The sequence below is a fragment of the Polynucleobacter kasalickyi genome (assembly GCF_900176405.1).
GTDB classification, from domain to species: Bacteria; Pseudomonadota; Gammaproteobacteria; order Burkholderiales; family Burkholderiaceae; genus Polynucleobacter; species Polynucleobacter kasalickyi.
Genome location: NZ_FWXJ01000005.1, coordinates 1 through 23433, shown reverse-complemented (window position 1 = coordinate 23433; position 23433 = coordinate 1). Strand labels below are relative to the sequence as shown.

Below are 23433 nucleotides of genomic sequence, written 5' to 3'. Positions count from 1 at the left end.
GATTTTTTATTTTTAGAGAGTATTTATGACTAATTTAACTCATGCCACAGCTTATGTCATTCCTTTTGAGGAATTAAGAATGACAGACGTTGAAATTGTAGGAGGCAAAAATGCCTCACTGGGTGAAATGATTTCCCAGTTGCACGCCAAAGGGGTACGTGTACCCACAGGTTTTGCAACAACAGCTCACGCATTTCGGGAGTTCCTTGAACATAATCAATTAACCCAACGAATTATCGAACGTCTAAAAGATTTGAATATTGATGATGTGAAAGCCCTAGCAATCGCTGGCAATGAAATTCGTCAATGGATTATTGAAAGCCCATTACAACCCAAGTTAGAAGAACAAATTCGTATTGCCTTCAAGACCCTTGACAGTGATGGTCTAGGTTCATTTGCGGTTAGATCCTCTGCCACCGCAGAAGACTTACCAGATGCATCATTTGCTGGCCAACAAGAAAGCTTTTTAAATGTAGTTGGGATTGAAGATGTTTTAGTTCGTTTAAAAGAAGTGTTCGCTTCTCTTTATAACGACCGTGCAATTTCATATCGTGTGCATAAAGGTTTCCTACACGCTGAGGTTGCGTTATCTGCCGGCGTACAAAGAATGGTTCGTTCTGATAAGGCAGCTTCAGGCGTGATGTTTACGCTTGATACAGAATCTGGATTCAAAGATGCTATCTTCATTACGTCTAGTTATGGACTTGGTGAAACTGTGGTCCAAGGTGCAGTGAATCCTGACGAGTTCTATGTATTTAAACCATCCTTACGTTCAAATCATTATCCAATTATTCGTAGAAATTTGGGTTCAAAATTAGTTCAAATGCGCTTTACGGAAGAGGGTGAAGAAGGGCGTGTAAAAACGATTGACGTCCCGCTTGAAGCCCGAAATAGGTATTCTCTTGAAGATCTGGACATCATTGAACTAGCTAAATATGCCCTAATTATTGAAGAACATTATGGCCGCCCAATGGATATTGAATGGGGTAAGGATGGCGTTGATCAGAAAATTTATATTCTGCAAGCACGTCCAGAAACTGTCAAAAGCCAAGCTATTGGTAAGGTGGAGTTGAAATATCAATTAAAAGGCAGTTCAACAGTTTTAACCCACGGACGTGCTATTGGTCAGAAAATTGGTGCTGGTCCAGTGCGTATTATTCGCGATCCTTCTGAGATGGATCGTGTCCAGCCTGGTGATGTATTAGTGGCAGATATGACAGACCCGAATTGGGAACCTGTGATGAAGCGTGCCTCTGCCATTGTGACCAACCGGGGCGGTAGAACTTGTCATGCTGCGATTATTGCTAGGGAGTTAGGCGTGCCAGCCGTGGTCGGTTGCGGTGATGCTACCGATGTTTTGATGGATGGTGCGATGGTTACCGTCTCCTGTGCCGAAGGGGATGAAGGAAAGATTTATGATGGCTTACTAGATACTGATGTAAGTGAAGTTCATCGTGGTGTTCTACCTGAGATTCCTCTGAAAATTATGATGAATGTGGGTAATCCTCAGTTAGCATTTAACTTTTGCCAATTGCCAAATCAGGGAGTTGGGCTTGCCCGTTTGGAATTTATTATTAACAATAATATTGGCGTACATCCGAGTGCTATTTTGCAATATCCGAATATTGACGCTGATCTAAAAGTTGCTATTGAGAGTATTGCTAGAGGTCACTCTAGTCCGGAGGCTTTTTATGTTGATAAGCTCTCAGAGGGGATTGCTACCATTGGTGCAGCGTTCTACCCCAAACCGGTAATTGTTCGTCTCTCTGACTTTAAATCGAATGAGTATAAAAAGCTGATTGGTGGCACAAGGTACGAGCCGGACGAAGAAAATCCAATGCTAGGTTTTAGAGGGGCCTCACGCTATATTTCCGCTGATTTTGCAAAAGCATTTGAAATGGAGTGTGAAGCTATCAAGCGGGTCCGAAATGAAATGGGGCTTACGAACGTGGAGATCATGATTCCATTTGTTAGAACTGTTCAGCAAGCTGCAAAAGTGATTGATCTATTAGCAAAGAATCAATTAGTTCGTGGCGAAAATGGTTTACGGATTGTGATGATGTGTGAAGTACCTTCAAATGCCATCCTTGCTGATGAGTTCCTTGAATACTTTGATGGTTTCTCTATTGGTTCGAATGACCTGACACAGCTCTCACTTGGTTTAGATCGTGACTCCGGCATGGCATTGTTAGCGATTGACTTTGATGAAAGGGATCCGGCAGTTCTATTCCTGATTGAGCGAGCTATCCAAGCTTGTAATGCCAAAGGTAAATATATTGGTATTTGTGGGCAAGGTCCTTCTGATCATCCTGATTTTGCTAAATGGTTAATGGATAAAGGAATTGCTTCCATCTCCCTAAATCCAGATACAGTAGTTAAAACTTGGGAAGAACTCGCCAAGTAATTTGTTTCTTCTGAAAAGCAAAAGCCTTGATTTACATCAAGGCTTTTAATTTTTTTAAAAACTAAAATTAATTCTCGATCGTTGGAATTGGTCCTAATCGGTTTGAGTGAGTCGATATTTTTGTTTGATGATCTTGTTCTGACCAGTTCGGATCTTCCACACTCATAATAATTTCAGTTAATTTTTGTCCCCATAGATTTCTGAGCATACTGAAGTAGGGGTTTTGCTCATCAATTGAAATGGCTAAATGTTTCTCGATGGCATCTTTTTGATAAACCATTAAATCGAGTGGGAGTCCTACCGAGATGTTACTTTTTAAGGTTGAATCCATCGAAATGAGGGCACATTTGGTAGCTAACTCAAGGCTTGTTTCATAGTTAATGACACGGTCAAGAATCGGTTTGCCATATTTAGCCTCACCAATTTGAAAATAACATGTCTCTGGAGTTGACTCTACAAAGTTTCCAGCAGAATAAATATTAAAGAGACGATGTTTCTCGCCTTTGATTTGGCCACCAAAAATAAAATTACAGTTAAAGTCGATATTGGAACTATTTAATGCTTCCTCATCACGCGCTTTTACTTCTCGTATCGCCTTACCAACCACAAGCGCTGCATCATAAGAACTTTTAGCATTCCAGAGATTAACTCCATCAAACTTTTGACCTTGAATCAACATTTCTTTGACAGATTGGGTAATGGCAAGATTACCTGAACTCATCATGGTGAAAAGGCGGTTCTTATCCTTTTCAAAAATAACCATTTTTCTGAAAGTTCCAATTGCATCCACACCAGCATTCGTGCGAGTATCCGATAAAAAAACCATGCCTTTTTCAAGGCAAAGTGCAACGCAATAAGTCATAATTTCAATCTAGTTATTTGAGAAGATGTTAATTTAACACTCTTTTAGTGAAAAATTGGTAATTAAACTTTCCTCTCCACCACCAAATCTCACTCCTTTTACAGGAGAGATGTGGTCATAATCACGACCGACAGCTAATCTGATATGGCAATCATTAGTAAAACATTGATTGGTTATATCTATGCTTAACCATTCAGCTTTATCAATATTCAAACACACATCAATCCAAGCATGACTAGAATCAACCGGCTTATCAACGTCATACACATAACCACTAACATATCTCGCCGGGATACCGCTGTAGCGACAAAAACTAAGCAGAAGGTGTGTTTGATCTTGGCAGACGCCTTTACCAAGTTTAAATGCCTCTGAAGCTAAGGTTTTAGAGTGGGTTACGCCTGTAACATATTGAATTTTTTCACCAATATTCTTGGTTAACTCAAGCATTGACTGCTCAGTCCATGCTGCAGGAGTAATTTTTTTAAAGTACTCCATCATTTCTTCATTCGGAGCAGTTAAATCAGTTTGCTGCAATAAATAATAGGGTGAGACGGATTTGGGTTGATCAATAATTAAATACTCATTTTTTGTTTCAACTTCACCTTTTGCCTCAATGATGAGTTCCGAGTAATTTTTTTCCATCACAAAACTTTGCATAGCATTACCAAAAGCATCTACCGAATCGAATACTTTACTAGGGGCATTTACACGCCATCGAATTATTTCTTGGGTAGAGTGATTCTGTGGAGTTAAGCGCAATTCGTGAATCGAGTGATGCACAGGGCGATCGTAGTGGAACTCAGTTTGGTGATGGACTTGTAATTTCATTAGGAAACAGACAGTGGAATGAGATAACTATTGCTGAATTCATCAGCGATATGATTAATTTTTTCAAGGAAGCGCTGGATAAAATTATCTAGCCCTTCAGAGAAAACATCGTCCACATCAGAATAATCTAGTTCAGATTTTAATTTACTAACTAAATGCTCAATATCTCTAGATTGATGTGCCTTTAAATCACCTAACAAGCTAAGAATACTATTAATACACTTAGTTAATGACCTTGGTAATAAGGGGTTAAATACCAATAAATCGACAATTCTTTCAGGTGTAATTTGATCAGCATAGGTTTGACGATAAATTTCAAATGCCGAAACTGACCTTAACAGGGAAACCCAATGATAGAAATCAAAAATTTCATTGGAGTTTTTAGGGTTCAAATTCGATGTACTTGATTGGCTTTGTGACATGCCGGTACTACCCATCGTCTGTTGTTGACCTGCTTGATGAACTTGATATTTTGCTTTCAAAATTCGAGCTGTATTATCGGCGCGCTCTAAATAGGTGCCCATCTCTAGAAATTTAAAAGATTCATTCACCAGCATAGTACCAATCACAACACCATGAAATAAATGACAACGATATTTAACCCACTCAAAAAAGGCAGAAGGATCATCGTCCGGAGTATTCGGTAAAAATTTTTGTACGTTTAAATAAGTTAAATTTTGAGTTTCCCAAACTTCAGATGGAATTTTCCCCCGAATGATCCGAGCATTCACCCGAGCTGCATTTAAACAAGTGACTATACTAGATGGATTATCAGGATCAGAAATCATGAATTCCAGAACATTTTCACGGGTATATTCAGAGTATTTGGACTCAAATAAACTCTCTAATAAAGAAACATTAAGAATTTTTCTCCAATTTTCTTCCATCGAACTATTTGGATGTGGCATTAAAGAGGTTTGATAGGCTACGTCAAGCATTCTTGCCGTATTTTCAGCTCTCTCGTTATATCTTGACATCCAATAGAGACAATCTGCGGTGCGACTTAACATTTTTATGCCTCCAAAACCCATGTATCTTTTGTGCCACCACCTTGAGAGGAGTTGACTACTAAAGAACCTTCTTTCAAGGCAACTCGAGTGAGTCCACCTTGCACCATTTTAATTTGTTTACCTGACAACACTAACGGACGCAAATCAATATGTCTTGGTGCTACACCTGACTCCACAAAGGTAGGGCATGTAGATAGCGATAGGGTTGGTTGAGCAATATATTTATCTGGACTTGCTGTGATTAGAGAACGGAATTTTTCAATTTCTTCTTTGGTCGCAACAGGCCCAATCAACATGCCGTACCCACCAGCTCCATGTGTTTCTTTCACTACAAGTTCATGTAAATTCGCTAGCGTATATTTCAAATCTTCTGGTTTTCGACATTGGAAAGTCGGGACATTTTTAAGGATTGGCTTTTCCCCCAAATAAAACTCAATCATCTCCGGGACATAGGGATAAATCGACTTATCATCAGCGATTCCAGTACCAATTGCATTGGCAATACCGACATTACCTGCTCGATAGGCTGATAGGATGCCGGGGATACCCAAGGTTGAATCTGCGCGAAGGGAGAGTGGATCTAAATAGTCATCATCAATCCGTCGATAAATAACATCAACCAATTGTGGACCTTCGGTAGTTCTTAAAAAGACTTGTTCATTTTTAACGAATAAATCATTTCCTTCGACTAACTCGACACCCATTTGCTGAGCTAAATAAGAATGTTCAAAATAGGCAGAATTGTACATGCCAGGGGTTAACACCACGACATTGGATTTTTTCTTTGCACCAGAAGGAGAGCCTGTTTTAAGGCATTCCAAGAGTAAATCTGGATAATGCTCAACGGGTGCGACTCGATATTTTTCAAAGAGTTCTGGGAAGAGGCGCATCATCATCTTACGGTTTTCCACCATATAAGACACACCAGAAGGAACCCTAAGGTTATCTTCTAAAACAAAATATTCACCGGCATTCGCTCTTACAATATCAATGCCAGCAATATGGGCGTAGATATCTCTTGGTAAATTCACAAAGCGCATTTCTGGACGATATTGCGAATTGTTATAAATTTGCTGACGGGGAATAATTCCAGCCTTTAAAATATTTTCGTCATGATAAATATCTTTTAGAAATAAATTCAAGGCTTTAACACGTTGTTTTAAACCATCCTCTAAGACTTGCCATTCGGCAGCTGGGATGATTCTTGGCACCTGATCGAATGGAATCGTTCGCTCAGTTCCTTTTTCATCACCATAGACGGCAAATGTAATGCCGATACGTCTGAAAATGAGTTCAGCTTCTGCCCGTTTATAGGACATTTCGACATCATTTTGTTTTTTTAGCCACTGATCAAAAATCTCATAATGTGTACGAGATTTGCCAGAATCATGGTGCATTTCATTAAAAGGAGTATCCATGACTCTAAGATACAAGAAAATTGTTAAATTAGCCCGATTCTATGCATCAAAACATGGATTTATGCACTATTTTAGTGTTGTGGCGTCAATTTGGACAACTAATCATATTTCCCACGACTGATTTGCGCTTTTTCTCTTTGCCAGTCGCGTTGCTTTTCAGTCTCTCGTTTATCGAATTGTTTTTTGCCTTTAGCTAAACCGATTTCACACTTCACTCTACCTTTTGAGTAATGAAGATTGAGAGGGACTAGGGTAAAACCTTTTTGTTCTGCTTTGCCAATCAATTTACTTATTTCGGCGGCATGCAGTAATAGTTTTCTAGTACGAGTAGGTTCTGGATAAACATGTGTGGATGCTTCTGGCAATGGACTGATATGACTACCAATCAAATAAAGCTCAGCATCACGAATGACTACATAGGCTTCTTTAATATTGGCTCTACCCGCGCGAATTGCTTTTACTTCCCAACCTTGTAAAACGATACCTGCTTCGTACCGATCCTCAATGAAATAGTCAAAGAATGCTTTTTTGTTATCAATAATACTCATCTAGCTATTATATTTTCAAACAGTGATCTGGTATAGATAAATCTCAAAATCATTCATCGAACAGAATCATGGATAATAGCCATGTACGGGAGAATTATGGCAGATATACACAAATCACTATTAATAGAACATTCGGCGGAAAGAATGTTTGGTCTAGTTACGGATGTAGAAAAATACCCTGAATTTTTACCTTGGTGCGGAGGCGTTGAAGTATTCCAATCAACGGATGAGCTGATGGAAGCAAAAATACACATCAACTTCAAGGGAGTAAATCAATATTTCCATACCCGAAATATCCAGCACTTTCCTACAACAATCGATATGCAATTTGTCGATGGCCCCTTTAAAAACTTTGAGGGCAAATGGCTTTTTACGCCGTTACAAGAGGATGCTTGCAAAATTGAATTTCGTTTAAAGTATGAATTTTCTAACTTTCTCTTAGACAAATTAATCGGTCCTGTCTTTGGAATGATTGCCAATACTTTTGTCAATAGCTTTGTAAAAAGAGCGAATGATTTATTTGGCGAATGATGAAATTTTATGTAGAACTGGTTGATACCAGAATAAAACCTTTCCATATTCAGGAGTTTAGCTTTGATGTGCTAAACCAACAAGATACTTACCCTTTAAAAGAAGTACTTTTTAAAATCGGTTTGAATACCGTTGAAATTGATCGATTATTCGACGAAAAGGGGTTAGTTGGTGTTTTTGGAATCGTTTTGTTAGCAGATTCCCCTATTTATTCTGGGGATCGTATCGAACTCTATACACCAATTTTGATTGATCCTAAGCATGCTCGAAGAAAAAAAGCCAATCAAAATAAAGACGCACAACTAAAAGCAAAGGCAAAACAAAAATCTGATGAAAAGGCTTTTCGAGAAAGTTAATTCGTTTTTTGAGTAAACATTTATAATATTGTTTTGCTTCTAGGGGGTTTTATGCGTTTATTGAAAAAAGCACTTACCTTTGACGATGTCCTGTTAGTTCCGGCTTATTCTTCTGTGTTACCACGAGATACGCAACTTGGGACGAAACTTACCCGTCAGATTTCGTTAAATATTCCACTAGTGTCCGCTGCAATGGATACAGTTACTGAGGGTCGTCTTGCGATCGCCATGGCTTCTGAGGGTGGAATCGGTATTATTCACAAGAATTTAAAGCCAGCTGAACAAGCTAGAGAAGTTCTTAAAGTCAAACGTTATGAATCTGGAGTGTTGAGAGACCCAATCACGATTGATCCTGAAATGACGGTTAGGAATGTGATTGCCCTATCGAAAGAACATGGTTTTTCTGGTTTTCCTGTTCTTGAGGGAAAAAAAGTTGTCGGTATCATTACGAACCGTGACTTACGTTTTGAAGAAGACTTAGACTCTAAAGTCAGTAAAAAAATGACTCCCAAAGAGCGTTTAGTTACTGTGAGCGAATCGGCTAACTTAGATGAAGCGAAAAGGCTGATGAATAAGCATCGCCTTGAACGCGTGCTGGTCGTTAATGATGACTTTGAGCTTAAAGGTCTAGTTACAGTCAAAGATATTATGAAAGCCACTGAACACCCAAATGCTTCGAAAGATAGTTTAGGTCGTTTAATTGTTGGTGCTGCTGTTGGCGTTGGTCCTGAAAATGATGAGAGGGTAGAACTACTCGTGCATGCAGGTGTAGACGTGCTCGTGGTGGATACAGCACATGGTCACAGCCAAGGTGTCTTAAATAGGGTGAAATGGATTAAAGATAATTACCCTCATATTCAAGTGATTGGTGGCAATATTGCTACTGGATCGGCTGCTCTTGATCTAGTTAAGCATGGTGCTGATGGTGTAAAAGTAGGTATTGGGCCAGGCTCTATTTGCACAACAAGGATTGTTGCTGGGGTAGGTGTTCCGCAAATTACTGCTATAGAAAATGTTGCTACTGCATTACTTGGTACTGGCGTACCTTTAATTGCCGACGGTGGTGTTCGATATTCTGGTGACATCTCTAAAGCTCTAGCGGCTGGTGCTCATACAGTAATGATGGGAAGTATGTTCGCGGGTACCGAAGAAGGACCTGGTGAAGTGTTCTTATATCAAGGTAGATCTTACAAGAGTTACCGTGGTATGGGATCTGTTGGTGCCATGAAAGATGGCGCAGCAGATCGTTATTTTCAGGAAGACAATAGTGCCAACGTGGATAAATTAGTTCCTGAGGGCATTGAAGGTCAAGTGCCATTTAAAGGTAGCGTTATTCCAATTCTGCATCAGCTAACTGGTGGTGTGCGTTCCTCCATGGGGTATTGTGGATGTAAAACAATCGATGAACTGCATGAAAAAGCAGAGTTTGTTGAAATCACCTCTGCGGGAGTTCGGGAATCTCATGTTCATGATGTGATGATTACCAAAGAAGCCCCGAACTACCATATTGACTAACTATTAAAGAAAAAGACTCCATCAGTGCACGATAAGATACTCATTTTAGATTTTGGTTCACAAGTTACTCAATTAATTGCCAGAAGGGTGAGAGACTCTAAAGTCCTCTCAGAAATTTATCCTTATGATATTGATGAGGGGCGCTTGTCACAAATTGTTAAAAATGAAAACGTGAAAGGGATCATTCTTTCAGGTGGCCCTAGTTCCGTGACTGAAGGTGATACACCAAGAGCCCCAGCATTAGTATTTAACTTAGGTTTACCTGTACTCGGTATTTGTTATGGGATGCAAACCATGGCAGAACAATTAGGTGGTCAGGTACAGACAGCAGAGTCACTGGGCAAATCAAGAGAGTTTGGCTATGCTGAAGTTCGTGCTCGTGGCCATACTCCGTTACTTAACGGGATCATGGATTTTGAAACCCTAGAAGGTCATGGCATTCTCAAAGTATGGATGAGTCATGGTGACTCAGTCACTGCAATGCCTGAGGGTTTCAAATTGATGGCATCAACAGATTCCTGCCCGATTGCTGGTATGGCGGATGAAGTGCGGCAGTTTTATGCTGTACAGTTTCATCCGGAAGTTACCCATACAGTCCAAGGAACAGCTATTCTTGAAAAGTTTGTGCATGATATCTGTGCATGTAGGCCTGACTGGGAAATGGGTGACTATATTTCTGAGGCTGTTGCTACGATTAAGGCGCAGGTTGGCAGTGATGAAGTAATTCTAGGTCTGTCTGGGGGAGTTGACTCTTCTGTAGCCGCAGCACTCATCCATCGTGCAATTGGTAATCAGCTTACCTGCGTGTTTGTAGATCATGGTCTTCTGCGCTTAAATGAAGGTCAAATGGTAATGGAAATGTTTGCGAATAACCTCGGTGTGAAGGTGATTCATGTGCAAGCTGAAGAGCAATTTATGGGTAAACTCGCTGGAGTTAGCGATCCTGAACAAAAACGTAAGATTATTGGTCGTGAGTTTGTCGAGGTTTTCCAAGCAGAATCTGCAAAAATTGAAAATGCCAAATGGCTTGCTCAAGGAACGATTTATCCAGATGTGATTGAATCTGCTGGTAAAGGGAAGAAGGGGGCTCATACCATTAAGAGTCACCACAATGTTGGTGGTTTGCCAGATGATATGCATTTAAAACTTCTAGAACCTCTCAGAGAGCTATTTAAAGATGAAGTGAGAGAATTAGGCATCGCTTTAGGTTTACCCAAAGAAATGGTCTATCGCCATCCTTTCCCTGGACCTGGTTTAGCAGTCAGAATTTTGGGGGAAGTAAAACAAGATTTTGCACACCTTCTTCAAAGAGCGGATGCAATTTTTATTGAAGAACTACGAAACACCATTGACCCTTCAACTGGAAAAAGTTGGTATGACTTAACGAGTCAAGCTTTTGCTGTATTTTTACCTGTTAAATCTGTTGGTGTCATGGGTGATGGTAGAACTTATGAATATGTTGTTGCGCTCAGAGCTGTTCAAACCCTTGACTTTATGACTGCTCATTGGGCACATTTGCCACATGAATTATTGGGTAAAGTATCGAATCGAATTATTAACGAGGTTCGAGGAATTAACCGGGTGGTCTACGATATCTCTGGTAAACCACCTGCTACGATTGAGTGGGAGTAGTTTCTTTATCTAAGTACATGATTTATATGTTTATTCTCTAAAAATGAACGTCATTAAATATTTCATTTGTTTGTAATTGCATCATATCAATTAGATTAGCTACAAATCCTCGCAATTATTACGTATAATATGTATTGATACATAAATTACGAGGTGCCGAGATGCATGCAATTAGTGCAACTGAACTTGCTAGAAATACGAGAGAAGTATTAGACCGCGTGACTAGTCAAGGAGAAACGGTAACAATTCAGCGGAATCAAACCTCGATTGCTCAAATTGTTCCATCACCACGAACCATGAGTGCTACTCAAGCTCTCCAAGGCTTGGGTCTTTCTATGCTATCGCCAAAGCAGTCAGATGCTTGGTTAACCGATAGCAAGGAGCAATTTAGCGACGCGGTGCGTGATCCATGGGCATGATTTTGGATAGTTGTGTCTGGATTGGACTTGCCAGCAACCAAGTTAATCGACAGGCAGTAATTGAAGTTGCTGGCAACTTGCCCGTATTTATATCTGTTATATCTTTAGGCGAATTGAGTTTTGGTGTCGAATCTTGTAAAGATCCTTCCGAACGTGCCTTACGCGCTGCTTACATGCGTCAACTTGAGATTCGACCTACATTGGAAATAACTAAACAAACAGCTGCGAGTTTTGGGGTGCTGGCTGCAACTGTAAAACAATCTGGACGATCTCCTCGGCCTCGTTACAATGATTTATGGTTGGCAGCACAAGCAATCGAACATGGTTACGAGTTGTTAACTTTGAACATCAAAGATTTTGAAGACCTTCCTGGATTACGTTTAGCAAGCTTAAAATCTTAAACGTAGAGTACATAAAGTTCAGCTTATCCAATTTTGATTAATATCTAGATAACCTAGCTTACTCGTTAACTAGCAAAAAGTTGAGATAACTCAGCAAGTAAAGCTTTTACAGTGTTTTTACCTGTTAAATCGCTTGGAGTGATGGGTGATGGTCGAACCTATGAATAGGTTGTTGCCCTTCGAGCAGTTCAAACCCTCGATTTTATGACAGCGCATTGGGCACATTTACCACATGAATTGTTGGGTAAAGTATCGAATCGAATTATTAACGAGGTTCGAGAAATTAATCGGGTGGTCTACAATATCTCTGGTAAACCTCCTGCTACGATTGAGTGGGAATAAAACCTCTGAAAAATAGCTAGGTTTCTCAGAAAAAACTACTTGATTTGGCTGTGGGGCCAACAATTTCTCAAATTCAACACCTAATTATAAATTTGAGGGAATTCTTTATTGCTTATTTAAGCTCAGATTTTTTAATCAAAGCATCTTTTGGGTTGTATGATCCAACCCAATATCAGAAATTATTCAAAGATTTATTTTGCAAAGAGTATTTTTTTATCGATGTTTTCAGTCAATAAGCGATAAAAAAATCTGGAAGATTTGAAATATAAACTTTTCAACCGCCAAATTTTTTATTTAACAAAATCGATGTGACCTTACTTCGTGCTATTCACGAAAATATTCGTGAGTAATTGCATGGATAAACAATTTTTATTCAAGGGATAAATGCTTAAGCATATAAGTACTTTTTTTGAATAAAAAAAACCAAAAAACTTCTACAAAAATCTTTAACAATTTCTCATTGATTAATAAAAATTAGTATGAAATAGTTAAGGTCTTATTAACGAATTATTTAATGTTTGGAAGTTTGAATTAATTGGAAATATTAACAGCCATCTTGCGCCTCTTTCGGGAGGAAAAAGTTCAAGAGGGTAATTCAATGCTTTCTATCTTGATCCTGATCACCGTATTAGATTTTGAAAAAAGAAACATAGAGTTATCTTTGAAAAAACTCTACCTTGAGTTAGGTCAGTTCAGCGACGTAACCATCAGAAAAGATTTAAATAGACTATCCAAGGCTCAACTATTAAATATAGAAACGCCTAGTGATGATTTACGCTCAAAAATTATTACTTCATCACCTCGACTCAAATCCATTGAATTGAGAATTGCAAATTTAAATTGTGAGCAGCTATAGTTTCTGCCAGTTTATGGTTTATCAAAACATAGGCTATTGGTGAGAAATGAATCGTTACAAATGATTGTAAATTTTGGGAACTGATTATTTTACGACTTGCTTAATCTGCCCTTGTCTTCTGATGATAGATTGACTTAAGTAATTCCGTATTATTCTGATTATTTTTTTAGAAGAAAGTCCTGATTATTCATTTTGATTTTTAATAGTATTAATTTACTACCTAAATACTTCAACGAATGAAGTTGGAATCAAGGTGGGAGGGTGCTTTTCAATCAATACCGAATGAATCAATCAGTGAAAACCCTAATTATTCATTGCAAAAAATCCAAGTTTTAAAAACATAAGTACCTAATAACAATAATGAAAAAAACTTCACGCATTGAAGCCAATATCCCGACAAGCATATTCTAGACTTTAAATAAGACATTCAATTGTAGAACTGACACATTCTTAGTTTAATGAATATCCCATTGTGCTTCTTGATTTACGGCTTAGGCTTGTTAAAAGTATAAATAAAATAATTAAAATACACCGCCAAAAAAAGTCAGCATCGCTCATTTTCTGCCGATCTGAAAATCTTTAGAATCTGAAGGTAATTTCTAAGAGCTCGTTTAAAAATTTATCGTCAACATGCAATTCACCTTTTGGAAACTTCATAACGATTTGAAGTTTCTGATGGGAAAAGGGGTTGATTTAGAAATAACAGCAAAATTTTGTCTCTTTTTGACTATGAGATCGATTGGGGCATTGAGGATGCTGGTAATAAATTTTAATCAATTTTTTGAATTTTTAAAATAAAACATATAAGGTGGGTAAAGTAATGACTTCAACAATTGCACCAGTTCTACCAATAAACAGCACAGCTGATTTATTCATTCCTGACCTTGCCACAGCTGTGAGCGGAGCCAACCCCTTAAGCTCTAGATATGTCATAGACGCCAGAACAGGTGGCAATTACATTATCCGCGCTGTTCAAGTCACAATGGATGTTGGTCTTTTTGGTGCAGCGAATACGATTATGTGGGCTTACGAGCTAATCGATCCTACAACTGGTTCAGCAATGACTAGTTTGCCCAATATTCCGGGTTTGATTATGGGTGATCCAGTAAATTCTGCACTCACAGGTTCGGCTGCATTATCTGCTGGTGCCCCAATTCTGAATCCAACTTTCTTAGTACAGGGTAACTCTATCGTTGGAGATGGTACCAACGTGCCGATTTCAATTACTTGGCAAAATGGCTTACCTATTGGCGGACATTTATTACCATTGGACATGAGTGTTCCAATGGCTGGTATGGATAGCATGGGCAGTATGAGTGGTATGCCAGGCATGAATGCCTCTACAAACACGATGTGTACTGTGACTACACCAACCGGTGTATACATGGTGCCAATGACAACACACGTTCATGGTGCTCACGTTGCCGCTATTTATGATGGTAATCCGAACCTCACCATCACCCCAGATCAAGTGGTGACTTATGTCTATGACAATACTCAAAAAGGTGCCTTTATTTGGTATCACGACCACTCCATGGGGGTGACCCGCTTAAACGTATATGCGGGATTAGCAGGTGGTTATTTAATTGATAGTAACACTCGTGAACTAGTTGGCGAAGGCCCTGCAGCTAAAGCAGTTAATGGTTTACATCTCTTACCCGATATTTCAAAAGAAGTTCCAGTCGTTGTTTGTGACAAGTCATTTCGCACAGACGGTTCCCTTTTCTATCCTTCCCAACTTGCTGATCCATTGCCTGGAACAGGCGAAATTGTCGCTGATGTACAGCACGATATTTATGACATGCATGGACAACTCGTTTATTCCACAGCGAATCCGTTCATGCTGGACACAGCAGATTCCATCGCCAAATTAGCGGCGCTTAAAGATGCTTACATCATTAATCCGGATATTAAAGTAGTCACCTTGCATGCCGGAGAGTGTTTTGTATGTGACATGAATGGAAATTTGGTCAAAGATGATGGAAAGTTGCAATTCTTTTATGACGCAACTCAGCCTGTTGGAATGCGCTATATCCTCAGCACTCCTGAAAGTATCGCAATGCATAGTGCAACGGCAGATACAACGAAGTTATATGCGTTTGATTGTGAAACGGGCCGAATCTATAACTCACCAACTATCCCAACCAATCTTTATTTGCAAGATTCAAATGGTCAAGATATCGTAACGAAACATCAAGATATTGTCATAGGTGGTTGCTACGTTCATGATGAAAATAACCTTCTTGTCTCAGGTAATGCTCAATTACAGTACTTTCAGGATAATCAACACCCTGACAAATTTATTCTGCTAACAGCAGAAAGCGGAATCAAACATCATGTTGATGGCACAACACCGCTGTATGCACTTGATTGTCCTACTGGTAAGTTATATGCTGGCCCAACCGCGTCTGGCCCTTACCTGCAGTTGGTGGCAGGAACCGATGTAACGGTTCCACATTTTGAGCTCCAGCCGGGTTGTTATGTTCACGATATCAATAACATCCCAGTGATTGACAATGGTAGTCTGGAGTTCTTCCAATTGGCAAATGGCGAATTTATTCTAAGCACTCCTGACAGTATCACGACTTATCCTACTGAGAGTGCTACGGTTTACGCTTTCGATTGTATGACAGCCAAACTTTTCACAACTGGCCATACGACTGACAACACATTTGTCATTGATCCAAGCACTAACGTAGAAGCAATGGTAATGCATCACGAAGCACAGATGAGTGATTGCTATGTATTGGATATGAATGGTAATTACGTCAAAGATACCCCAGCCGGTCTTTTGTATTTCTTTGATGAAGCTTGCGGTCAATATACATTGGTAACTCCTGAGAGTATTGCCATGCATAACATCATGGAGACCACGCCTTTATATTTGTTGGACTGCACGAATGGCAAACTCTTTGATAGCACGGTGAATAGTGGGCATTATTTACAGGCCAATGGTGCTGATGTGACAGTCATGATGTATGACACTAATTATGTGCTCGATAACTTTGGTAATACAGTACTCGATCATGCCGGCGCATTTTTTATTGAAGATACGGCCAATCCAGGTACTTATGTATTGGATAATACACCGCATTTCAGCCTCAACGGTGGTATTTATACCTTAAGCGAAGCAGGTACTTTAATCCAAGAGACTCGCTATATTAAAGATACGAATATTCCACAGCATTATTCATTTGATAATGCTCATCTTACTTATGTGGCAAATGTAGACGGCTCTTATGTCGCTGATACCGCTAACCCTGGAAAGTATGTAGTCGATACAAACCCACATTATTCTATCGATAGCACAGGTGCTTACGTAATAGACAATGCGAACGGCACGTTCGTGCAAGACCCAACTGTTTATTATGTAGAAGACACAACGCCTCGCTTCACGCTGGATGCTGTGACGCATGCGGTGATCGACTCTACAGGTACTCCTGTTTTAGATGCGATTACCGGCGCACCTGTACTGGTAGATCATTTCTTGCCTCATTTCATGAAGTTGCCTATCCCAACAGCCGTACCAGAGTATTTCGGTAACGTCATTATGGGTAATGGCCAAGCATGGCCAAACATGACAGTAGCTCCTGGTGATGTATTGATTGATTTGCTCAATGGCTCAGACTCTCGATTCTACGACTTGATGTTGGACGATCCTGGCGTTAAAGTAACTCTGGTCGGTACTGACCAAGGACTTTTGGAACATCCAATTGTCTTGTTCAACGGCGATGGTGTTCAAGAGAAGGGCGAACATTTTATCTTTGCACCGGCGGATCGCTATCAGCTACTCTTTGATTTCACAAACGCCAGCCAGAAGATTATTCATTTAGAAAACGTTGGTACCGCCTACGAGCCATTCAAAGGGCTTAATGCAGACGGTGGTTTAGCTGGCCCAGTGCAGCATATTGACCTGTCTCAAGATCCAGTCGGTCAAGTAATGTCGTTTACAGTAGATCAGAATCAAGCGGCAACTGCATTTCACTCTGCAATTTCTGCAAAAGTAGATGCCATCAATGCTGCTGATAAGTTAGCAGGCACGCATAGTCTGAGTGCAGAGGCTCCTGCCGGTGAATCCGGGATGGGCGGTCATGTCTTAACGGATGCAAACTTGGTTTTAGATAATTCCTTTCAAACCTACAAGCTGGTTCCTACTAGTACTTTACCAACGGGTAGCACCGTGGATACTGTTACCTATGGTGATGGCACAGCTGTCACAGCAACGGATCCAAACACGATATTGGTCGATGCTGCAGCGGTAACCACTCGGAAAATCGGTGTGTTTGAGGTTGCTGATCAATATGGTCGCATCATGCCACAAGTAGGTATCGCCGAAGTTAAAGTTGACCAAACTGGTAAAACTATTCAGGCAGGTGGTTTAGGCTACGACCAGCCAACCACTGAAATCATTCAATTGAAGGACGGCTCAAAGCCTGTTACTGAAATCTGGGAGTTCTACAACGTTACTGCTGATGCCCATCCAATGCACATTCACCAGGTAAATTTCCAAGTCCTAGGCCGTTATTTGTTAACTGAAACGCCTACTTCTGGCCCAAATACTGGTGATACGAATGGTGATGGAATTGTATTAACGAGTGAGGCTTCTTATAACAACGACTTTGGTACAGAAATCCCTTTATATGCAACCGATGCTGGTGCCCAAGATACAGTTTGGGTTGGTCCTGGTCAAGGTATTAAAGTAGTAATGACTTTCGACCGTCCCGGTGATTACATGTGGCATTGCCATATTTTGTCCCACGAAGATCATGACATGATGCGTACCCTAAAAGTTGTCGGTGTTACTGGTGACTTTGAAGGAATGGTTACAGAAGATTCTGCTAATGCTGCAACTGGTTTGATTGAAATTGGTAAAGTTGATCAGGCAATGCAAGGATTTACAACAGATATTGACCCTGTTACTAAAGCTGATCTTGGTTACAAAATTTACCAGAGTCAGTTCGGTTCGCTGACAATGTATAAAGATGGCAATTGGAGCTACCACGCCGATAATACAAACGCAGCTGTTCAGGCAATCGGTTTAGCTGATAAGCTTACTGACACAATTACCATTACAGAGTTAGACGGCACTACCCACAATATTAGTGTTACTGTGAATGGTGTCAATGATGGTCCAGTAATTACCTCAAATGGTGGTTTAGCCACAGCCACTATTCAGATTGATCAATACGCTCCAGCGTTAATTACTACTCTGCATGCGACTGATGTTGATACTAATGATGTTGGCTTGCTTCAATACAGTATTGTTGGCGGCGCTGATCAAGCGTTGTTTAGTATTGACCAGGCAACAGGTGCATTGACACTGAATAATCCTACCAATTTTGTAGCTCCTACGGATACGAATAGTGACCTAAGCTATGAGGTGCAAGTGCAAGTAGCCGATGGTCATGGTGGCAAAGCTGCACAAATGATTGCCGTTAATGCGGTCTGGAGTGGCACTACCATTGTTCTTACTGAGGGGATTGATACCTATGTTGCTACTGGTTCAGCCGACTTCTGGATAAAGGGCTTGGGTAGTGATGATGTCTTAACTGGTTCAACTGGTAATGACTTAATTGAAGGTGGTACAGGCAATGACTTGATTACTGGTCGTGTTGGTAATGACAACTTAATCGGTGGTGATGGTATTGATACGGCTTCTTACGCAGCAGCAAGCGGTGGAGTCACGGTTAACTTGTCAACCGGCCTTGCTACTGGTGCTGATGGTAGCGACACCTTAAGCACGATTGAAAACATCATTGGTTCTGCTTTCGCCGATTCCTTAACGGGTGATGCAGGCAATAACGTCTTAACTGGTGGTGCTGGTCTTGATACTTTTGTTGTTACTGGTGGCACTGACACGATTACAGACTTAGGTAAGGGCGGGGCTGACATCTTAACCGTTGCTGTTGGCGCTACCGCCAACGCGACAGTTACTTCTGCATGGACAGCAACAGCCACTAGCGTTAATAGTGGTACAGAAAATATTACGTCCTCTGGCTTGGCTGTCAATTTAGTGGCCATTACTACTGGTAACGGCTTTACTGTGACGAATACGGGTATTGCAGCTAGTTTCACAGGTTCTAGCTTAAATGACACCTTAATTGGTGGTACCGGTAACGATACTTTGAACGGTGGTGCCGGTAATGATCTACTCCGAGGAGGCTTAGGTAAGGATGTCTTGATTGGTGGAACTGGAATTGATACTGTCTCTTACTCTGCTGCCACTGCCGCAGTCAACGTTAACTTGACAACCGGTTTAGCGACGGGTGCTGATGGTAGCGACACCTTAAGCACGATTGAAAACATCATTGGTTCTGCTTTCGCAGATTCCTTAACTGGTGATGCAGGAAATAACGTTTTAACTGGTGATGCTGGTCTTGATACTTTTGTTGTTACTGGTGGCACTGACACCATTACTGACTTAGGTAGGGGTGGTGCTGACATCTTGACTGTAGCTGCCGGCGCTACCGCCAATGCCACAGTTACTTCTGCATGGACAGCTAGCTCAGCAAGTGTGAATAAAGGTACAGAAAATATCACTTCCTCTGGTTTTGCTGTGAATTTAACAGCAGTCACTACTGGTAACGGCTTTACTGTGACAAATACTGGCGTTGCAGCTGCCTTGACAGGTTCAGGTTTAAATGACAACTTAATCGGTGGTGCTGGAAATGACACCTTAATTGGTGGTGCCGGAAACGATACCTTGACAGGTGTTGCTGGTAACGACATCCTTACTGGTGGTACTGGTATCGATACCTTTACCGTGAGTGCTGGTGTTGACACAATTACCGACTTAGGTAACGGTGGTGCTGACATTTTGACCGTAGCTACAGGCGCCACTGCCAACGCGACAATTACCTCTGCATGGACCGCAACAGCCACTAGCGTTAATAATGGTGCAGAAAATATCGCATCCGCTGGCTTGGCTGTCAATTTAGCAGCAGTCACTACTGGTAACGGCTTTACTGTGACAAATACGGGTGTTGCAACTAGCTTCACAGGTTCTAGCTTAAATGACACCTTAAATGGTGGTGTTGGTAACGATACTTTGAGCGGTGGAGCTGGTAACGACCTTCTGAACGGCGGTTTGGGTAACGACGCGCTTACTGGTGGTACTGGTATTGATACGTTCACGGTAAGTGCTGGTGTTGACACCATTAACGACTTAGGTATTGGTGGTGCTGACATCTTGATCGTATCAGCTGGTGCAACCGCCAATGCAAAAGTGACTGCAACTTACGCAGCAACAGTTGCAACAAGTAACGCTGGTATTGCCAACATCTCAACCGGTGGTTTTAATGTAGATCTCACTTTAGCGACTGGTACTGTTGGTTACAGCCTAACGAATACTGGTAACGCTGCAGTCTTAACAGGTTCTGGCTTAAACGATACTTTGATGGGTGGTACTGGTAACGATACTTTGAACGGCGGTGCAGGCGATGATCTACTGCGCGGTGGCTTAGGTAACGACGTCATCATTGGTGGGACTGGAGTTGATACCGTCTCTTATTCTGCTGCTACTGGTTCAGTCAACGTTAACTTGACAACAGGTTTAGCTACTGGTGCTGATGGTAGCGATACTTTTAGAACTATTGAAAACATCATTGGTTCTGCTTTCGCAGATACCTTAACTGGTGATGCAGGCAATAACGTCTTAACTGGCGGTGCTGGTGTTGATACGTTCACGGTGAGTGCTGGTATTGATACGATTACCGACTTAGGTAACGGTGGTGCTGACATCTTAACCGTAGCTGCCAGCGCTACCGCCAACGCTACAGTTACCTCTGCTTGGACAGCAACAGCTACTAGCGTCAACAAGGGTATAGAAAATATTAGTACCGCTGGCTTGGCGGTGAATTTAGCAGCCGTCACTACTGGTAATGGCTTTACTGTTACCAATACTGGGGTTGCAGCTGCCTTGACAGGTTCAGGGTTGAATGACACCTTAATTGGTGGTGTCGGAAATGATACTTTGAGTGGTGGCGTTGGTAATGACATCCTAACAGGTGGTAATGGTTCGGACGTCTTTGTTTTTAAGAATGCATTTGGTACGAATAATATTGATACCATCACTGACTTTTTATCCAAGACTGATACGGTACAACTCAGTAAGGCAATTTTTTCAGCTCTCGGCAATGTAAACCAATCAATTACGGCAAACCAATGGCTTGAGACCACTAACCATACCGCAACTTCCCAAACTCAGCGTGTTATCCATGATACGGTGGATGGTGGCTTGTATTATGATGCTGATGGTTGTGGTGCTATCGCTGCTGTGAAAATTGCCGTTATTGGGGTTGATCATATGGTGATTGGAGATATTTCAGTGATTGCCTAAACACACCTGGGATTGTTTAAATCCTCGGTATTTTTGGAGTATGAGACCTTAAGCATTTCGCTGCTTAAGGTCTCATTTTTTAGCTTGTATGGCTTATTACCGATTACTGTTAGTGGCTTTTTTTCATAGGAATAACTGTCACAAACACTTAAACCTACAAGATAAAACGTCCTAAACTAATAATTTAGTGATTGGAAAGTCAAGCAATCGAATTTGGTTACAGGTTCTTGGCCTGAAACATCAAGAACTTTATAGATTTTGTTGATTACGTTTGGTTTCATTGTGGCCAAAAATACAGTAGTAATTAATTTCTTAAGTGTTCAAGTGTAAAAATTCATTTGGTTGAAATAAAGAAGCACTGAGCATTAACTCATTGATATTATTCTGAAAGAATTATCTATCTAGGATCTTTTATTTGTTAGAATTTTACGTTGTAATCTTGTAGTGCCTTGATGTGATTAGATTGAGAATCCTATGGATATAAATTCAAGTTTAATTGCCAACATCATCAGGCATAAACAAGTTTTTTATATTGAATCACTTTTATCAATCCAAAAATTTTTGGATTGTGAACGACCGAATAAAATCTCTTGTACAAGACCATATATTTATTCAAGAACAAACTATGTGATCTTTAGGGAAAAATTGTTGTATGAAAATTTTCTAAATAGAAAATCCTTGTAGGACGATTTATTCGAATAAGATAATGTGCCTTGGGTGGAAGATAATTTATGGAATTGATGAATCAGGTTTTATTTGCAATCTTTACCTTGATCTTATTTGGGATTTACCTGTCATCTGCAAAAGGCATCGTTTTTGAGCTTTCTGGATCGAGGGCTTTATATTGGCGTTACTCTATCGCCTTAAGAGCCTTGGCATTTTTAGCTTGGGCATTAGTCCCACTCGTTGGCCCCAATGTCTTAATAGTTGCCAATTTTTCCTATGAAGCATCCGTCATCCTCTTGGCTCTTTTCTTAAGTAGTTGGCGAACAATCCCCAGTAAAAAATTATTAAGAATTTTAGTAATTTATTATCTTACTGTTTGCTTAATTTACCTCTATCTTTTTTTGATAGGGGATCACTTTGTCCAACGATCAAATCTTATCGCTATATCCTCATTAGTCATGATGGTCTGGGAAGTCGTAGAAGTTCTAAAGATTTCTAAAACTAATAAAGATGGCATCATCAAGGTCATTGCAATTTTTTTGCTTCTACAACTTGCTCTAGCAATTACATCGATTATCTTTATCAATACAAATTTGAATCAAGATGCAAAAAATATACTGCAAGCAAATTTAAAATCAAGTGTAATGCTTTGGATTGTTTTTGGAATTCACATCACAGTTTATACATTGATTAACAGTTATCTTTATAAGAAGTTATTAATCAGTGAGCGAGAAGCGAACTCAAAGTTTGATAAAGCATCTATAGAGCGATTAGAAATTCAGGCTTTGCTTGTGGAACGTGAAAGCCTAATTGCAAACTTACTCAAGACGAATAAAACTGCTGCTACCGGCGCTTTAGCTGCTTCTTTAGCCCACGAGTTAAGCCAGCCACTAGGTTCATCACTGTTGAATGCGCAGCATCTATTATCACTAATGAGTTTCGGTGATTCTAGTCTGGAAATTAATAAAAAAATCGTCGAATCGATAGAAGCCGATACTAAAAGAGCAGGGCAAATTATTCACTCACTTAGATCATTATTCTCTGGGGAAGCAATTTCAGTTGAATTGGTAGATGTGACCAAATTAATTCATTCATTAATCCAACTAGTTGAGCCTGAGTGTAAGGCCTCTAAAATCAAATTAAGCGTTAATACTCCTGAGAAATGTTTGGTTGAACTAAACTACATTGAAATTTACCAAGTTATTTTAAACTGGTGAATTCTAATACGAAGTGCAACTTTGAACAATGAGAGGAGGCTAAGGATGATTTAGTATCTAAAGCTTCTAGACCGCCAAGTCAAAGTAGCC

The 23433-nt window shown here is 40.3% G+C and carries 15 protein-coding genes and 1 pseudogene; 11 read left to right on the top strand and 5 right to left on the bottom strand.

Going from position 1 to position 23433, the window contains the following annotated elements:
• The first annotated feature begins 25 nt into the window (after positions 1 to 25).
• Positions 26 to 2404, top strand: a complete 2379-nt coding sequence (ppsA, locus tag B8983_RS05690) for a phosphoenolpyruvate synthase (protein ID WP_084283178.1) — start codon at positions 26 to 28, stop codon at positions 2402 to 2404.
• A gap of 67 nt (positions 2405 to 2471) precedes the next feature.
• Here ppsA and B8983_RS05685 read toward each other — a convergent pair whose 3' ends face one another.
• The 5 genes from B8983_RS05685 to smpB form a co-directional block, all read right to left on the bottom strand.
• Positions 2472 to 3266, bottom strand: coding sequence for a proteasome-type protease (locus tag B8983_RS05685; protein WP_084283177.1), 795 nt, complete (start codon positions 3264 to 3266; stop codon positions 2472 to 2474).
• Positions 3267 to 3299: 33 nt separating this feature from the next.
• On the bottom strand, positions 3300 to 4094 hold the full coding sequence (locus B8983_RS05680; RefSeq protein ID WP_084283176.1) for a transglutaminase family protein: 795 nt from the start codon (positions 4092 to 4094) through the stop codon (positions 3300 to 3302).
• The gene (locus tag B8983_RS05675; RefSeq protein WP_084283175.1) at positions 4094 to 5104 is read right to left on the bottom strand and encodes an alpha-E domain-containing protein; all 1011 of its coding nucleotides are present in this window, start codon (positions 5102 to 5104) and stop codon (positions 4094 to 4096) included. The genes B8983_RS05680 and B8983_RS05675 overlap by 1 nt, the downstream gene beginning before the upstream one ends.
• Positions 5105 to 5106: 2 nt before the next feature.
• Positions 5107 to 6522 (bottom strand): circularly permuted type 2 ATP-grasp protein, encoded by a 1416-nt coding sequence (locus tag B8983_RS05670; protein WP_084283174.1) that lies wholly within the window; start codon positions 6520 to 6522, stop codon positions 5107 to 5109.
• 98 nt (positions 6523 to 6620) lie between these two features.
• Positions 6621 to 7070 carry an SsrA-binding protein SmpB gene (gene smpB, locus B8983_RS05665; protein ID WP_084283173.1) on the bottom strand — a complete coding sequence of 150 codons (450 nt, stop codon included), beginning with the start codon at positions 7068 to 7070 and terminating at the stop codon, positions 6621 to 6623.
• A gap of 96 nt (positions 7071 to 7166) precedes the next feature.
• Between smpB and B8983_RS05660 the strand changes: the two genes are divergently transcribed.
• The 10 genes and pseudogenes from B8983_RS05660 to B8983_RS05610 all read left to right on the top strand — a co-directional run bounded on the left by B8983_RS05660 (position 7167) and on the right by B8983_RS05610 (position 23343).
• A complete protein-coding gene (locus tag B8983_RS05660; protein WP_084283331.1) occupies positions 7167 to 7601 on the top strand; it encodes a type II toxin-antitoxin system RatA family toxin in 435 nt (144 codons plus the stop codon).
• On the top strand, positions 7598 to 7957 hold the full coding sequence (locus B8983_RS05655) for an RnfH family protein (RefSeq protein WP_084283172.1): 360 nt from the start codon (positions 7598 to 7600) through the stop codon (positions 7955 to 7957). Before B8983_RS05660 ends, B8983_RS05655 begins: the two co-directional genes overlap by 4 nt.
• A 51-nt stretch (positions 7958 to 8008) precedes the next feature.
• Positions 8009 to 9472 (top strand): IMP dehydrogenase, encoded by a 1464-nt coding sequence (gene guaB, locus B8983_RS05650; RefSeq protein ID WP_084283171.1) that lies wholly within the window; start codon positions 8009 to 8011, stop codon positions 9470 to 9472.
• 24 nt (positions 9473 to 9496) lie between these two features.
• Entirely contained in the window at positions 9497 to 11104 is a 1608-nt protein-coding gene (gene guaA, locus B8983_RS05645; RefSeq protein WP_084283170.1) for a glutamine-hydrolyzing GMP synthase, read from the top strand.
• A 161-nt stretch (positions 11105 to 11265) separates the two neighbouring features.
• Positions 11266 to 11523, top strand: a complete 258-nt coding sequence (locus B8983_RS05640) for a type II toxin-antitoxin system Phd/YefM family antitoxin (RefSeq protein WP_084283169.1) — start codon at positions 11266 to 11268, stop codon at positions 11521 to 11523.
• A complete protein-coding gene (locus B8983_RS05635; RefSeq protein ID WP_084283168.1) occupies positions 11514 to 11924 on the top strand; it encodes a type II toxin-antitoxin system VapC family toxin in 411 nt (136 codons plus the stop codon). Before B8983_RS05640 ends, B8983_RS05635 begins: the two co-directional genes overlap by 10 nt.
• A gap of 87 nt (positions 11925 to 12011) precedes the next feature.
• Positions 12012 to 12266 (top strand): annotated as a pseudogene (locus B8983_RS05630) (GMP synthase (glutamine-hydrolyzing)); the annotation flags it as partial.
• A 535-nt stretch (positions 12267 to 12801) separates the two neighbouring features.
• Positions 12802 to 13122: a hypothetical protein gene (locus tag B8983_RS05620; protein ID WP_084283166.1), complete on the top strand. Its 321-nt coding sequence runs from the start codon at positions 12802 to 12804 to the stop codon at positions 13120 to 13122.
• Between the two features lie 820 nt (positions 13123 to 13942).
• Complete coding sequence (locus B8983_RS05615; RefSeq protein ID WP_084283165.1) at positions 13943 to 21460, top strand: multicopper oxidase domain-containing protein; 7518 nt, start codon at positions 13943 to 13945, stop codon at positions 21458 to 21460.
• A gap of 731 nt (positions 21461 to 22191) precedes the next feature.
• On the top strand, positions 22192 to 23343 hold the full coding sequence (locus tag B8983_RS05610) for a histidine kinase dimerization/phospho-acceptor domain-containing protein (RefSeq protein WP_084283164.1): 1152 nt from the start codon (positions 22192 to 22194) through the stop codon (positions 23341 to 23343).
• Positions 23344 to 23433 lie beyond the last annotated feature (90 nt).

Bases quoted from the DNA above. Each gene is read 5' to 3' on its own strand.
- B8983_RS05655 (WP_084283172.1), top strand. From the start codon at position 7,598: ATGATGAAATTTTATGTAGAACTGGTTGATACCAGAATAAAACCTTTC.
- B8983_RS05640 (WP_084283169.1), top strand. From the start codon at position 11,266: ATGCATGCAATTAGTGCAACTGAACTTGCTAGAAATACGAGAGAAGTA.
- B8983_RS05610 (WP_084283164.1), top strand. From the start codon at position 22,192: ATGGAATTGATGAATCAGGTTTTATTTGCAATCTTTACCTTGATCTTA.
- smpB (WP_084283173.1), bottom strand. From the start codon at position 7,070: ATGAGTATTATTGATAACAAAAAAGCATTCTTTGACTATTTCATTGAG.
- B8983_RS05675 (WP_084283175.1), bottom strand. From the start codon at position 5,104: ATGTTAAGTCGCACCGCAGATTGTCTCTATTGGATGTCAAGATATAAC.
- B8983_RS05685 (WP_084283177.1), bottom strand. From the start codon at position 3,266: ATGACTTATTGCGTTGCACTTTGCCTTGAAAAAGGCATGGTTTTTTTA.
- guaB (WP_084283171.1), top strand. From the start codon at position 8,009: ATGCGTTTATTGAAAAAAGCACTTACCTTTGACGATGTCCTGTTAGTT.
- B8983_RS05635 (WP_084283168.1), top strand. From the start codon at position 11,514: ATGGGCATGATTTTGGATAGTTGTGTCTGGATTGGACTTGCCAGCAAC.
- B8983_RS05660 (WP_084283331.1), top strand. From the start codon at position 7,167: ATGGCAGATATACACAAATCACTATTAATAGAACATTCGGCGGAAAGA.
- B8983_RS05615 (WP_084283165.1), top strand. From the start codon at position 13,943: ATGACTTCAACAATTGCACCAGTTCTACCAATAAACAGCACAGCTGAT.
- B8983_RS05680 (WP_084283176.1), bottom strand. From the start codon at position 4,094: ATGAAATTACAAGTCCATCACCAAACTGAGTTCCACTACGATCGCCCT.
- B8983_RS05670 (WP_084283174.1), bottom strand. From the start codon at position 6,522: ATGGATACTCCTTTTAATGAAATGCACCATGATTCTGGCAAATCTCGT.
- ppsA (WP_084283178.1), top strand. From the start codon at position 26: ATGACTAATTTAACTCATGCCACAGCTTATGTCATTCCTTTTGAGGAA.